The organism is Caballeronia ptereochthonis (assembly GCF_001545075.1).
GTDB lineage: Bacteria > Pseudomonadota > Gammaproteobacteria > Burkholderiales > Burkholderiaceae > Caballeronia > Caballeronia ptereochthonis.
Map to the genome: position 1 here is coordinate 126,436 of NZ_FCOB02000014.1, position 13,962 is coordinate 140,397.

Annotated in this window: 11 protein-coding genes; 6 read left to right on the forward strand and 5 right to left on the reverse strand. The window is 65.2% G+C overall.

Annotation, left to right across the window (positions count from 1 at the left end; all coding sequences use genetic code 11):
• Positions 1 to 3 precede the first annotated feature (3 nt).
• Both AWB83_RS16560 and AWB83_RS16565 read left to right on the forward strand, forming a co-directional pair.
• On the forward strand, positions 4 to 1,902 hold the full coding sequence (locus AWB83_RS16560) for a polysaccharide biosynthesis protein (RefSeq protein WP_087046643.1): 1,899 nt from the start codon (positions 4 to 6) through the stop codon (positions 1,900 to 1,902).
• Positions 1,903 to 1,919: 17 nt separating this feature from the next.
• On the forward strand, positions 1,920 to 2,969 hold the full coding sequence (locus tag AWB83_RS16565) for an ADP-heptose--LPS heptosyltransferase (RefSeq protein WP_087046644.1): 1,050 nt from the start codon (positions 1,920 to 1,922) through the stop codon (positions 2,967 to 2,969).
• A 4-nt stretch (positions 2,970 to 2,973) separates the two neighbouring features.
• Here the strand turns inward: AWB83_RS16565 and AWB83_RS16570 are convergent, their stop codons facing one another.
• From AWB83_RS16570 to AWB83_RS16580, 3 genes are all read right to left on the reverse strand, one after another.
• Entirely contained in the window at positions 2,974 to 3,897 is a 924-nt protein-coding gene (locus AWB83_RS16570; protein ID WP_087046645.1) for a LysR family transcriptional regulator, read from the reverse strand.
• A gap of 152 nt (positions 3,898 to 4,049) precedes the next feature.
• Positions 4,050 to 4,637 (reverse strand): phosphatase PAP2 family protein, encoded by a 588-nt coding sequence (locus AWB83_RS16575; protein ID WP_087046646.1) that lies wholly within the window; start codon positions 4,635 to 4,637, stop codon positions 4,050 to 4,052.
• Between the two features lie 43 nt (positions 4,638 to 4,680).
• Positions 4,681 to 5,751 (reverse strand): GlxA family transcriptional regulator, encoded by a 1,071-nt coding sequence (locus tag AWB83_RS16580; protein WP_087046704.1) that lies wholly within the window; start codon positions 5,749 to 5,751, stop codon positions 4,681 to 4,683.
• 324 nt (positions 5,752 to 6,075) lie between these two features.
• On the opposite strand from AWB83_RS16580, the gene galU reads away from it, so the two are divergent.
• A complete protein-coding gene (gene galU / locus AWB83_RS16585; protein WP_087046647.1) occupies positions 6,076 to 7,032 on the forward strand; it encodes a UTP--glucose-1-phosphate uridylyltransferase GalU in 957 nt (318 codons plus the stop codon).
• An 88-nt stretch (positions 7,033 to 7,120) separates the two neighbouring features.
• Here the strand turns inward: galU and AWB83_RS16590 are convergent, their stop codons facing one another.
• Together AWB83_RS16590 and AWB83_RS16595 are read right to left on the reverse strand one after the other, a co-directional pair.
• Entirely contained in the window at positions 7,121 to 7,573 is a 453-nt protein-coding gene (locus tag AWB83_RS16590) for a GDP-mannose mannosyl hydrolase (protein ID WP_087046648.1), read from the reverse strand.
• Between the two features lie 171 nt (positions 7,574 to 7,744).
• Positions 7,745 to 10,036, reverse strand: a complete 2,292-nt coding sequence (locus AWB83_RS16595; RefSeq protein WP_244197768.1) for a hypothetical protein — start codon at positions 10,034 to 10,036, stop codon at positions 7,745 to 7,747.
• 121 nt (positions 10,037 to 10,157) lie between these two features.
• Between AWB83_RS16595 and AWB83_RS36130 the strand changes: the two genes are divergently transcribed.
• The 3 genes from AWB83_RS36130 to AWB83_RS16610 all read left to right on the forward strand — a co-directional run bounded on the left by AWB83_RS36130 (position 10,158) and on the right by AWB83_RS16610 (position 13,900).
• Positions 10,158 to 10,466 carry a hypothetical protein gene (locus tag AWB83_RS36130; RefSeq protein WP_143750065.1) on the forward strand — a complete coding sequence of 103 codons (309 nt, stop codon included), beginning with the start codon at positions 10,158 to 10,160 and terminating at the stop codon, positions 10,464 to 10,466.
• A 770-nt stretch (positions 10,467 to 11,236) separates the two neighbouring features.
• Positions 11,237 to 12,238, forward strand: a complete 1,002-nt coding sequence (locus AWB83_RS16605) for a GlxA family transcriptional regulator (RefSeq protein ID WP_087046705.1) — start codon at positions 11,237 to 11,239, stop codon at positions 12,236 to 12,238.
• A gap of 135 nt (positions 12,239 to 12,373) precedes the next feature.
• Positions 12,374 to 13,900, forward strand: coding sequence for a mannose-1-phosphate guanylyltransferase/mannose-6-phosphate isomerase (locus AWB83_RS16610; protein WP_087046651.1), 1,527 nt, complete (start codon positions 12,374 to 12,376; stop codon positions 13,898 to 13,900).
• Positions 13,901 to 13,962 lie beyond the last annotated feature (62 nt).

The window sequence follows — 13,962 nt, forward strand, 5'->3', positions numbered from 1 at the left end:
CTGATGAATCGAATAAAAGCTTCGTGGCTATCGGCAGGCGCGTTCGTCTTCGATCTGGTCGCCGTCGTCGGCTCCTGGCTTGCCGCTTACGTCATTCGCTTCAACGGAACCGTGCCGCACGACTTCCGTGAGGGCGCGCTCGCCGCGCTCGTCTGGGTGTTGCCGGTGTATGCCGTCGTCTTCCGCATGTTCGGCCTCTATCGCGGCATGTGGGTGTTCGCGAGCCTGCCGGACCTCATGCGCATCTCCAAGTCCATCGCGGTGGGCGCGCTCGTCGTCATGGTGGGCGCGGTGATGTCGCAACCCACGCCCGTCATTCCGCGCTCGGTGCTGATCGTCTCGCCGCTTCTGCTGTTCCTCGCGATGGGCGGCGCGCGCGCGCTCTATCGCGCGGGCAAGGAGTTCTATCTGTACGGCGGCCTCGTCGGCCAGGGCAAGCCCGTGATCGTGCTCGGCGCGGGCACGGCCGGCGCGATGCTCGCGCGCGAGCTGTCGCGTTCGAGCGAGTGGCGCCTCGTCGGCCTGCTCGACGACGATCCCGCCAAGCAGGGACGCGAAGTGCTCGGTCACAAGGTGCTCGGCCCGTTCGGCGACCTGCCGCGCTTCGCCGAGCAACTGAAAACCGACTACGTGATCATCGCGATTCCGTCAGCCTCGGTCGAGGAGCAGCGGCGCGTCGCCACGCTGTGCGTGCGCGCGGGCGTCAAGGTGATGGTGCTGCCCGCGCTCAGTCAACTGACGCAGGGCGAGGGCGGCTTCCTGTCGCGCGTGCGCCAGATCGACCTCGAAGACCTGCTCGGCCGCGAGCCGGTGAAGATCGACATGCCGCACGTCGAGCAACTGCTGCACGGGCGCGTCGTGATGGTGACCGGCGCGGGCGGCTCGATCGGCTCCGAGCTGTGCCGCCAGATCCTGCGTTTCTCACCCGCGCAGCTGATCGCCTACGATCTCAGCGAGTACGCGATGTATCGCCTCATCGAGGAGCTGCACGAGAAGTTTCCGGAGTGCTCGGTGATTCCCGTTGTCGGCGACGCGAAGGATTCGCTCCTGCTCGACCAGACCATGGCGCGCTTCACGCCGCACATCGTCTTCCATGCGGCGGCCTACAAGCACGTCCCGCTGATGGAAGAGCAGAACGCCTGGCAGGCCGTGCGCAACAACGTGCTCGGCACGCTGCGCGTCGCGCGCGCGGCGATCCGCCACGACGTGCGCCACTTCGTGCTGATTTCCACCGACAAGGCCGTCAATCCGACCAATGTGATGGGCGCATCCAAGCGTCTCGCCGAGATGGCGTGCCAGGCGCTGCAGCAGGCTGCGCCGCGCACGCAGTTCGAGACCGTGCGCTTCGGCAACGTGCTCGGCAGCGCCGGCAGCGTGATTCCGAAGTTCCAGCAGCAGATCTCGAGGGGCGGCCCCGTCACGGTCACGCATCCGGAAATCACGCGCTTCTTCATGACGATTCCCGAGGCCGCGCAGCTCGTACTGCAGGCATCGAGCATGGGGCGCGGCGGCGAGATCTTCATTCTCGACATGGGCCAGCCGGTGAAGATCGTCGATCTCGCGCGCGACCTGATCCGTCTCTACGGCTACTCGGAGGAGCAGATCCGCATCGTGTTCACGGGTCTGCGACCGGGCGAGAAGCTCTACGAGGAACTGCTCGCCGACGACGAAACCACCACCCGCACGCCGCATCCGAAGCTGCGTATCGCGCGGGCGCGCGGCGTGCCGGACAACTTCATCGACGAACTCCTGCCGTGGCTCATGCAGCATCGCGTGCTTTCCGACGATGAAGTGCGCCGCGACCTGCGCCGCTGGGTGCCGGAGTATCAGACGGCGACGCTGCCGGTGCTGCAGAGCGTGCAGGTTGCCAAGGCGGCAAACGAGCGCGGTGCGGTGGGCTGAGCGCGTCGAGGGCACGCATGACGACGCTCGATGAAGTCCATGCGCTGACCCACGCGGGCTCGCTGTTGTCGCGAAACGGCGAGATCGTTGCGCCGTACGATCTGGAAGTCGCGCCCGGCGATGCATCCGGCTTTTCACCTTTGGGCCGTGGCATTCTCAATGCGGGCCGCGAGCCGTTCGAAGCGGACTATGCGGGCGCGCGCCGCGTTCATCTCGTCAATGCCTTCGGGGTCACGCTCGGCGATTCGATCATCGGCTTGTCCGCGCTCTTTGCCGTGAAGCGCCGCCATCCGCATCTTGCCTTCACCGTCTATCGCCCGGCGCGCGCGCCGTACTACGTGAAGCGTCTCTATGAACTGGCCGCGCCGCTGTTCGGCGCGATCGTCGATTTGCCGGTGCCGCTCGCGAGCCTTCCGGACGATGAACTCAAGATCGACATCGGCAATCAGCTGTTCTGGACGCGCTTCGCGTCCATGCCGATGATCGATTTCTTTCTGTGGGCGCTGGGCGTCGCGCCGGAAAGCGTCGCCGCCGCCGACAAGCGCAATCGCTGGCTCGCGGACGTGCCCCTGCCTGCGCCGGCGAGCGAGCCGTACGCGTTGTTCTGTCCGGACGCGAGCACGCCGGTGCGCAGCATTCCCGCGTCCGTGAGAGCGCGCATCGTCGCGCGGCTCGCGGATGAAACCGGCTTCGCCGTTTATGGCTTCGGCGCGGTCGATCATCCGCGCTATCGCGATATCGCGCCGCTTTCCGCCGACACGACGGACTTCCTCGCGTGGATCCGACACGCGCGCTATCTGGTGACGGCGGACACGGCGGCCCTGCACGCCGCGGCCGGCTTCGACGTGCCGACGACCGCGTTCTTCACGACGATCCCCGCGCACATGCGCGCGCGCGATTACGCGAACTGCATCGCGGTCGAACTGGGCTTGCCGCATTTGCGCGGCATTCATGCGAGCGCGCGGGCGGCGGATCTGGACGCGCTGGAACGCGTGTATCGCGAATACGACTGGCGTGCGATGCCGCTCGCGCGCGGCGCGTCGGAAGCGGCGTCGGGCCTCGTGTGAGCGCTCAGCCCGTCTTGCCGTCGACCTGGAAAGACGGCAGCCGGTTGTAAAGCTCCGCGACCCAGTCGATGAACACGCGCACGCGGCGCGGCTGATGGCGATTGGCCGCATACAGCACCGACACCACGCGCGGATACGACGGATACTCCTGCAGCACTTGCTTGAGCGCGCCGCTTTTCACGAGCGGATCGAGCGTGTAGCTGGAGCTCTGGATCAGGCCGAGTCCCGAGACGCCGGCGGCGATATACGAATCGCCGTCGTTGACCGCGATCTTGTGCTTCATCGCGATGATGCGCGTTTCGCCATCGACGACGAATTCCCAGTTGCGCACGCGCCCCGAGTTGTTCAGCACGTAGCCGACGGCGAGATGCTGGTCGAGCTCGTCGAGGGTCTTCGGCTCGCCGTGCTTTTCGATGTATTCGGGCGATGCGCACGTGATCTGCGTGTACGCGCCGATGCGCTTCGCCACGAGCCCGACATCGCCGACCGCGCCCACGCGCACGACGCAATCGACCGCTTCCTCGACGAGATCCACTTGCCGGTCGGTGAGCAGCAGCTCGACGCCGATGTCCGGGTAGGCAGTGAAGAATTCGGGCAGCGCGGGAATGATCGTGTTCTTCGCCATCACCTGGGGCAGGCTGACTTTCACGTTGCCCTTGGGACTCAGTTTCGAATGCGACAGCGATGCTTCCATGTCGTCCACTTCGCCCAGCACGCGCACGCAGCGCTCGTAATAGGCTTCGCCGTCCTCGGTGATGCTGATGCTGCGCGTCGTGCGGTTGATGAGGCGCGCGCCCAGATGCGCCTCGAGCGCCTGCAGCGTGCGTGACACGCTGGCGGGAGGCAGGCGCAGGGCGTCGGCGGCCTTGGAGAAACTGCCCGCCTCGACGACCCGCGCGAATACTTTCATTGCAAGGAAGCGATCCATGCTCGGGGTCCGGAAACGTGATCGCGCGCGAGCGAATGCGCGCGTGAAGGGTGAGCCTGCCTTTTCAAGCGACGATCATACTTAAGATCGCCCGCGCACGCGCCGCGAGTGAACACGGCGCCGCGCGGAAACGGGAGGGGTCACCCGGCGTCTCAGAGCCCGAGTCCCTGGCAGAGCCACCAGGAGTAGTGTTCGATCATCCGCTGGAACGGCGCGTGATGGCCGTAGGCGATCGACGACACGGCAAGCAGCCCCGCGCCCGCGACCAGCGCGCGCGGCATCTTGCGCGGCTTGTCGAAGACGCGCAGCAGAAGCAGGGCGGCGATGACCGCGCCGAGCAGCCAGCCGGCGACGACTTCGGCGGGCGTATGCGCGTCCTGCATGATGCGGCTCGCGCCGATCGCCGCCGCCAGCGCGAGGCCGCCCACCGCGCCCAAGCGGTACCAGCCGCCGCCGAAGCCGCCGAAGAGGAGTCCGCCGGCCACCGTATAGATCGACGCGGCGAGCATCGTGTGACCGCTGATCATGCGCAGTTGAATGGCGGAGAATTCGATGCCGCAGCCGGCGTAGAGAATCTTCGAGAGCCCGACGAGCCCCATGCCCGCCGCGAGCAGCACGGCCCAGCGCACGGCGAGGCGCATGTCGACCGAACGCAGCCAGAGCGCGCAGCCGAGCGCGAGCGGCAGCAGGAGCGCCGCGTCGCCGAGATTCGAAAGAGTCCAGAGTACCTTTGTTTCCATACGTATCCGTTGTAGGTAACCTCGCGGGCGCTGACGAACCCGCTTACGAGCCGTCGTCCTGCCTGCGGCGGCCCGCCATCCGGTATTCGGTCGGCGAGATCGACAGCCGTTTGCGAAAGATCTTCGCGAGGCCATCGCCGCTGCCCGCGCCGCAGCGCCGCGCGATCTTGTCCACCGGCAGATCGGTCGATGCGAGCAGCATGCAGCTCGCATCGAGCCTCGCGCGCAACAAATATTCCGACGGCGTGAGCCCGATCTGCGCCTTGAAGCGGCGCAGGAAATTGCGTTCGCTCATCGCCGCGACCCGCGCCGCATCCGTGATCGAGATCGGCCGCACATAGTTTTCGCGGATCCAGCGCGCGGCCGCATCGATCTTCTGGCGCACGCCGCCGCTATCGGTGTCGTCGAGCACGGTGGCGAGCTTCTGCCACGCGCCCGGAATCGAGCGCTCCGACACTTCGCGCGCGATTGCCGCGCCGTGATCGCGCTTGATGATCGACAGCGCCGCCGCGATCGGACCCTTCGGGTCGTCGAGCGTGAGTGTCTGCTCGGCGATGAAGCGCGGGTTCGATATGCCGGGCAAGAACGCCGGCGAGAGCACGGGCGCCGCCGGTTCCTCGGCAAAATCGAGCGAGCGGTTCTGTAGCGTCAGGTTGGCCGCGGCGAGGATGTGCGCGCCTTCGCCGATCGCCTTGATGAACGGAATCTTCGGCGCCACGCGCCCGAGCCGCTTTCTCAGCAACGCATCGTGACGTGCGCGCCGCGCGCCTTCGCCGCCGGCGATGAACAGCGCGTCGCACTCGTTCATCCAGCGCGTTTCGAGGCTTTCGGTCCAGATGCGCATCGAGCAGCTGCTCGCCACGCTGCCACCTTCACTCGACAAAAACAGCAGCGAATAGTTCGGCGTGCACCAGCGCTCGCCGGCGTCCGCGGGCACGCGAACCTGATTGGCGAGCGAGAAGACCTCGGAGATCGAACTGACCTCGACGAGCGAAAAGTCCTCGAAGATCAGAATGCCGATCCGCTTTGCCGTACTGGCCATGTCGGCGGGCGGCGTGTCGGGCGCGACTCCTCGCACGACCTGAAGCCTGCCCATCCCATTGGCATATACCATCGACTTCTCCCAGTCGACCGGAGTTGACGCTTCGACGCCTGCGCCGGTCACATGCAACGAAGTTGCCGGATTCCCCGAAAGGAACGCAAGGAGCGGGAAAGTGAGCTCACATGCGTCGCACTATACGCGGCAGGCAACATTCGCCGCGCGTCGAGTCGGATAATGACGAACTGTTGGCAGATGATTTCGATATTCGAGGGATAAGCTCCCCTTATTCCTGTCGTCTGACGAAACGGGCGATGTGAACGGACAAGAAGAGGCGTGTCACGAACGCTCCACGACGCGTCGCGCACGCCAATCGCTACCATCAGACGAGGTGAGCCGATGCTAAAAGTACGCAAGGCGGTGTTCCCTGTCGCGGGTCTCGGCACGCGATTCCTTCCGGCGACCAAGGCGAGCCCGAAGGAAATGCTTCCCGTCGTGGACAAGCCGCTGATTCAATATGCCGTTGAGGAGGCGATGGCCGCCGGCATCACGGAGATGATCTTCGTCACCGGACGCAGCAAGCGCGCGATCGAAGATCATTTCGACAAGTCGTATGAAATCGAAGCCGAACTGGAAGCGCGCGGCAAGGAGAAGCTGCTCGAGCTCGTGCGCGGCATCAAGCCGAGCCATGTGGACTGCATCTATGTGCGGCAGGCCGAAGCGCTCGGTCTGGGGCATGCCGTGCTGTGCGCGGAGAAGCTCGTCGGCAGCGAGCCTTTCGCCGTGATCCTCGCCGACGATCTGCTCGACGGCGAGCCGCCCGTGCTGTCGCAGATGGTCAGCGTATTCGATCACTACCATTCGTCGGTGATCGGCGTCGAGGAAATCGACCGGCAGGATTCGCGCTCATATGGCGTGATCGAAGGAAAGCCGTGGGACGACGGTCTCTTCAAGCTCTCGCGTGTCGTCGAGAAGCCCGAGCCCGCGCTCGCGCCGTCGAACTTCGGCGTCGTCGGACGTTATGTGCTGATGCCGCGCGTCTTCGACTTTTTGCGCAAGCAGAAGCCCGGCGCGGGCGGCGAGATTCAGTTGACCGATGCGATTGCCGCACTGCTCGCACAGGAGCAGGTGCTCGCGTTCCGTTATCGTGGCAAGCGCTTCGATTGCGGCAGCAAGCTCGGCTATCTGAAGGCGACGGTGGAGTTCGCGCTGCGTCATCCGGAAGTGCGCGACGAATTCGAGCGCTATCTGCGCGCGCATTTCGGCGTGAAGGAAGAAGCCGCGGCCCAGCTGCCCGCGCAAGCGCAGGCGGCGGACGCCGGCGACGCGAGCGAATGCTCGACGGTCGAGGTGTGATTCGCGATCGCTCGCGGCGGCAAACGTTTCTTGGCGGTAGGGGAGGCGGCGCGCAGCGATGCGCGCCGTTTGTCTGTTCAGCGCGGGGTCAGCGGAAATACGCCTTGGTGTTCTCGTGCACGTCGTCGCGCGCAAGCAGTTCGTCAGGCAAGAGCCATTGATATTCGCTGTGCTGATCGAACCGGCCGATGGGCACGGTGCCGCTCAAGGTCATCGCGTAGGCGAGCACGATGTAGTGCGTGCCGAAGCCCTGGACGTCCGCGAAGTTGTCGTCGTAGCGATGCTCGTACACGCCGAAGAAGCGCGACGCCGAACGCTCCATGCTCGCGACGCCGAGCTCGTTGTTGGCGATGCGCTTGAACGCCTCATCGAGCGATTCGTTCTTGGCGATGCGGCCGCCCGGCACGAACCACGTTCCCTGCGCCGGCTTGTTGCGCCGGTGTCCCACCAGAATCCGCCGGTTGCCGTCGGTGACGATCAGGTCGATCGACACGAGCGGCGTGAGCCGCACCACCGTCAGAAAATCCGCCTCGCTCAGCATCTTCGCTCCGTATATCGCGCCCTTCGTCGCAGTGTTCAGCGCGAATCGAGTGTAGCGCGCGGATGCAAGCGGCAGGCGGACGCGGCACTGGCGAAAAACGCCTAAAGGCCGTCCGCCAAGGCCATGCGGTAAAAGCGCGCGGGATGCTTCAGAAAGCGGGCTCTTCGGGATTCATTGCCCGGTATATCCCGCGGGCTTCGTCACGTTCGCGCGCATCGCGTCGGCGTTGTCGGAAACGACATAGATCGGCGCTTCGGTGAGCACGAGCGGCACGCGCCCGTCGCTGTACTGCACGGTCGACGCGTTGCCCATCATGTCGAACACGGTGACGGAGCCGGACTTGGTCGGCGCATCGACCACCAGGCTGTAATTCACCGCGTGCGATGCGTCGAAGCCGTTCGGGCCGGGCCAGACCGCGTTGCTGTGCGTCCAGAGCGCGGTCACGACCTTGCCGTTGTTCAGGCGCTGGAACGCGTAGGCGTGGACGCCTTTCGGCGCGTCGTTGACGTAGCCCATCGTCGTCGTGCCGTCGATGATGCGCGTCATCGTGGCGACCGCCATCGCGGCGGGCTTCGGGCTGATCTGCTTCTGTCCGAAGCCGCCTTGCGGGTTGAGCAGATCGAAGAAGATGCCGTAGCCGGTTTCGTTGGGAATATCGGCGGAATAGAACACGAAGCTCACGTCCGCGCCTTCGCCGAGCAGGATCAGATGCGCGCGCGCGACCACCGCGCCTTGCGCATAGAGCACGTTCCAGTTCGGCGAGCCGGGACCGTACTTGCTGCCGAGGTCGTAGCTCACGCCCGTCTCGGTGACGAAGAGCTTCGCGCCAGGCTTCACGGTCTCGCTCATCGCGCGGCGCAGGTCGCGCATCATTCCGGGCATGGCGCGCGCGGCGGTCGACGGATCGGCGTCGAAGCGCTCGGGCGGATGCGACGGCGAGGTGCCGACATCGTAATAGCCGTGCGCGCTCACGCCGTCCAGATACTTGCCGATGCCGAGCGGCGCGAGACGTCTCAGCCATTTCGCATTCGATGCGAGATTCGAGAGCGTGAGCCCCATGACGACCGCGTTCGGATCGCCCGCGTGAATCGCTTCGTGCGTCGCCTTGTACATCGCGACGAGATTCGCGTCCGAATCCTTCCACGGCAGGCCGCCTTCGTAGTCGGGCTCCCACGTCACCTGATAGTAGTTATGCGTTTGCCGTGGAAACCAGGTCTTGCGCACCGTGTTCGATTCCTCGCCGACGCGTTTCATATAGGCGCTGTAGGCATCGAGCGAGACGGGCGCCCAGCTGTGCGTGCGTTCCTTCGTCGGGCTCGCCCATGCGGGAATGCCGTCGAGCTGGATGAGCCGCAGGAGATCGCCCGGCTTGAAGAAGGCCGCGAGATTGTCGGCCGATGCGTTGAAGGTGTTCGGGCCTTTCTCCTCGGTCATGTACCAGTTGCGGTTGTCGTTCACCCACGTGAGGCCGAGATCCGTATAGAGCGGGCGATAGCCGTCGCCGGAGCAGCAGTCCTCGCCGGGCTTCAGATACGCGGCACCCTGTCCGCCGAAGCGATGCTGGTCCGGATGCGCATACGTCACGGGCGCCAGCGCCGACGATACGTCCGGCAGCACGCCGAATGTTGCGATGCCCGAAGGCCGCGTGCCGCGCATGGGTAGCGTGCTCCTGGCCGAGGCGAGCGAGGCGCTGACCGAGAAGTAACCCGCCGCGCCCGACGTGCAGGCGAGCGTGTAGGTTCCCGGCTGCGCCTGAACCGCAAAGCGGCCGCTCGCCTTCACCGTGTTCCATGCATCGCGGATCTCCCAGTCGACGGTGTCGGCGGTCTTCGCGCGCGTCGTGATCGCGACGCGCACCGGCACGTCGAGCGCGAACATGCGCGTGCCATCGCTGCCAGGCGTGTCCGCTTCGATCGCATCGCCGGCTTCCTTCGCCGCGACGGGCGGCGCCGGTGCGCTGCAACGCAGTGGCGGCGTATCCGACGGATCGGGCTCGGAGACGTTCGCCAGCGCCGCGCGTTTGGCGCCGGGGTTGGTGCTTCCATGCGCGCCGTCCGGCGCGCCGGACGGAACCTTTACGGCACCGCTGCGTGCATACCAGCAATGCTTCTCGATGCCCGGCGCCGGATCGTCGAACACGCTGTTGTCGCAGCGCGCCTGGTCCGTGAACGTCTTGATCGCATGCTGCGCGGGCGTGCCGTACAGCACGCGCGTGCTGCCCGAAAACGTGCAGGTGCCGTATTCCGCCGCGCACGGTATCCAGTCGACGCCGTCGCGCGCGAACGCGCCCGAGGCGGCTTGCGGCCCCGCGCCCTGAGCGGCATGCGCATTCATCGTCTCGTCGGAGGTGGCCTTGTCGCAGCCGGCGATCATGAGCCATGCGGTGGCGACCGCGGCGAAGCGGCGCGCGCGTCGGGTTGGACGAGCAGCAGCGGTGAAACGCGAAGCGCGAGTTCGGTTCATCGTGTGGAGGGCGTGAGCGCGCCGGTGCCTTGAGTGCGACGAAGGGCGCATGTGCCGAGCGCCAAGCGCACACGATGATGCCTGCGCAAGCGCGCCACCGTGCGCGCGCGCACGCGCCGACGTGCTTCGTCCGATCAATGCGGCACGCGCTGCCCGCGTTGCGAATGTGAACGGTCTCGATGCTCGTTGCGTGCGCGGACGCACATCGAATATCAGGAGTGAAACACGAGCGCGTGACAATCGCTTCCGGCATATCGTCGCGAAACCGGAAATCCTGACCGATCGAGAGCCGTGGCTGTCGCGCGGAAATTGCGTCGCCGGATCGGCGACTGCGCGCAACAAACCGGCCGCATTCGCCCGACAATTACGAAACCGTCAATCGGGCATTCCCAAAAAAAGCGTCAAAGCGTGCGCCGCCGCAAAACACTAGCGGATGGCCGACGCGTCCGCGGCCCGAACCGGCGCGCACGCGGCTTCGACGGCCTCGCGTCCACCTTGCGGCGCAGCACGAAACCTCATATGAAAACACCCTGATTATGCCGTTTAATAAAAACGCGCATGATTAATATTAAATCCATCGGCGAATAAAAATATGGCAAATGGAAAATCGGTCGTGATTAATGGGCGGTCTAATTGCCATTTTAAAACGGCGAATGGAATATCGATTACCGTAAGTTCGTTCATGCGGTGAAAGAACCAAAATTTTCCGATTTCGATGAAACGCACGACCATCCGGGTGGCAATCGATGTTTCAAAGTTGAATCAGTTTTTTTGATCTGACGCAGCGGCGGCGCCGTCCCGTGAGCCGCATAGGGCCGTGGCTCGGGGCTGCGCGGTCGTTCAACTGTCCGATCGGGCAGGGCGCGATTCGATTTGCACTAAGCCGCGGCGTAAAAGTTTGTATGACAAATTCACCTTTTGTTTCCCCTGCGCTTTGCAAAACAGGCTACTCCGAATTTGGGGAAGGATATCAATGTGCGCTCACCCTCATATCGGAACAGATTTTGTGGTTTAAGCGCGAAAATCTAGAGCACAAAAATGTTTGTCTGCTTATTATTCAAGCCAGCGGATCGATTCCGCCATCAACTCGTTCCAATCGGTCACGGCAACCCGGCGAAGTTCGGGAAACTCCATTGATGCGCCGCAATGATCGAGAAACTCATCCGCACCTCCTTGGAAATAAAGCTGCAGAGGATGACCATGCCTTACGCCAATCTGGAACCCGCAGTCATGGGTTGGATGCCCCCCGCGACGAGAGCCTCACAGACCGAGGTCCGCCACATCGCGATTTTGCTGTTCGACGGCTTTTCCCTGCTGGGCGCAGGGATCGTCGCGGAGGTCTTCCACATGGCGAACGAATTGTCGTCGGCCAAGTCCCGCGCGGACTGCACCTACGACGTGCGATTTCTCTCCGTCGAAGGCGGCAATGTCGCCTGCTCGTCGTCGGTGCGCGTGTGGACCGACGGGCTCGACGCGCGCCACTACGGCGGCTTCGACGCGCTCTTCGTCGCGGGCGGCCGCGGCGCGGAGGATGCCGCGAAGGACGACCGCATCGTCGAATGGTTGCGCCGCGTGCATACGAAGACCACGGTCGTGCGCTCGATCTCCGAGGGCCGCAAGGTGCTCGACGCGGCCGGCATCGGCAACGCGCCGGACTCGCAGGCGCGCTACGGCAACGCGATGATCCATCTCGTGCGCGACGAGCAGTCGGGCGACGCGGGTGACCGCTACGAATCGATGAAGGGCGCGCTCCTGATCGTGAAGCGCGATCTCGGCATCGACGTGTCGCGCAGCGTGGCCGAGCGCCTGATGCCTGGGTCCGCCGCGAAGCTCGTGTCGATTCTCGGCGATAGCGGCGCGGCTTCCGCGGGCGACAAGATCCGCGCGGCGGCGCGCTGGCTGCAGGACAACTGCGAACGGCCGATTTCGGTCGTCGATGCGGCGCAGGTGGCCGCGATGAGCGAGCGCAACTTTTTGCGCCGCTTCAAGATCGAGATGGGCATCACGCCATCCGATTACTTGCTGCAGGCGCGTCTTGCCGTGACCTGCGCGCTTCTGACCGATTCGGAGCTGCCGGTCGACAAGATCGCGCGCAGAAGCGGCATGGGCAACGGCGACAGGCTCGCCAAGATTTTTCGCAAGCGTCTCCTGATCTCTCCGACCGAATACCGGATGCAGAGCAGGCGCGAGGCAAACGGCTGATTCCGCCGCTCGCGGGTCGCCGAAACAACTATGGCGTATAGCGTCGAACATTTGGCCGGACCTGATCGGTTCGGCACTTAATCATTCTCGGGCGGCATGCACCGCGCCGTACGAACACGCAGGCAGGAGTCCTATATGACGAATGAGGCACGCACGGAAGATCGGCTGAAGACAGGAGCGGCAAGCGCGGAGGCGGATTCGGGTGCCAGCCGCTGCCGCCGCATCGTTCCCGTCATTCTCGCCGGCGGCTCGGGCACGCGCCTGTGGCCGATGTCCCGTGAGCAATTCCCGAAACAACTGATCGGCATCGTCGGCCGGGACTCGCTTCTGCAGGCCACCGTCTCGCGCATGAAGGGCTTTTCCGGCGACTTCGAAGTGGCCGCCGAGCCGATCATCGTGTGCGGCGAGGAGCATCGCTTCACTACCGAAGAGCAGACGCGCGAATCCGGCGTCGACGCACGCATCATCGTCGAGCCCGCGCGCCGCGACACCGCGCCCGCCCTCACGCTCGCGGCGCTCGCCGCGAGCAAGGACGGCGAGGACGCGATCATGGTCGCGATGCCCGCCGATCACTCCATCGCCGACATTCCCGCGCTGCATCGCGCGATCGCGATCGCGGCGGAACACGCCGAGCGCGGCGTGATCGCGACGCTCGGCATTCCGCCGACGCGCCCCGACACGGGCTTCGGCTACATCCGCCTGGGCGCGGCGCTGGAAGACGGCGCGCACGAGATCGACCGCTTCGTCGAGAAGCCGGCCGCCGAGCTCGCGGCGCAATACGTCGCCGCCGGCACGTACTGGTGGAACAGCGGCATCTTCGTCGTGCGCGCGAGCGTGTGGCTGGCTGCGCTGCAAAAGCTCAACGGCGAGATGCACGCGGCCTGCTGCGCGGCGCTCGGCGAGGGCAAGGACGACGGCAAGTTCTTCCGTCCGGCCGCCGCGCAATTCGGCCGCGCGCCGTCCGATTCGATCGACTACGCGGTGATGGAGCACATCGGCACGCCGAGCAAGCCGTGCGACGGCGTGGTCGTGCCGCTCGTCGCGGGCTGGTCGGATCTCGGCTCATGGGATGCCGTGTGGGACGCGATGGACAAGGACGACTCCGGCAACGTCGCGAGCGGCCGCGTGGTGTTCGAGGGCGCGACGTCCAGCTATGCGCGCTCCGAAGGCGGACGGCTCGTCGCGTGCGTGGGCACGACCAACATCATCGTCGTGGAGACGGACGACGCCGTGCTCGTCGCGGATCGTTCGCGCGTGCAGGACATCAAGGGGCTGGTTGCGCGCATCCGCGAGCAGCACGCGCCCGAAGCCGACACGCATCGCAAGGTGCGCCGTCCGTGGGGTTTCTACGACTCGATCGAGCACGGCGAGCGGTTCCAGGTGAAGCGCATCGTGGTGTCGCCGGGCTCCAAGCTGTCGCTGCAGATGCATCACCACCGTGCCGAGCACTGGATCGTCGTGTGCGGCACGGCGCTCGTCACGCGCGGCGAGGAGCAGTTCCTCCTGAGCGAGAACGAATCGACGTTCATTCCGCTCGGCGTGCGGCATCGCCTGGAGAACCCGGGCAAGGTGCCGCTCGAGATCATCGAGGTGCAGTCGGGCAGCTATCTGGGCGAAGACGACATCGTGCGCTTCGACGATACCTACGGCCGCTGCAACTGACGCCATGAAGGGGCGACGAAGCATGACGGAATAAGGCAGGGCAAGAGACTTCTTTGCAGCGG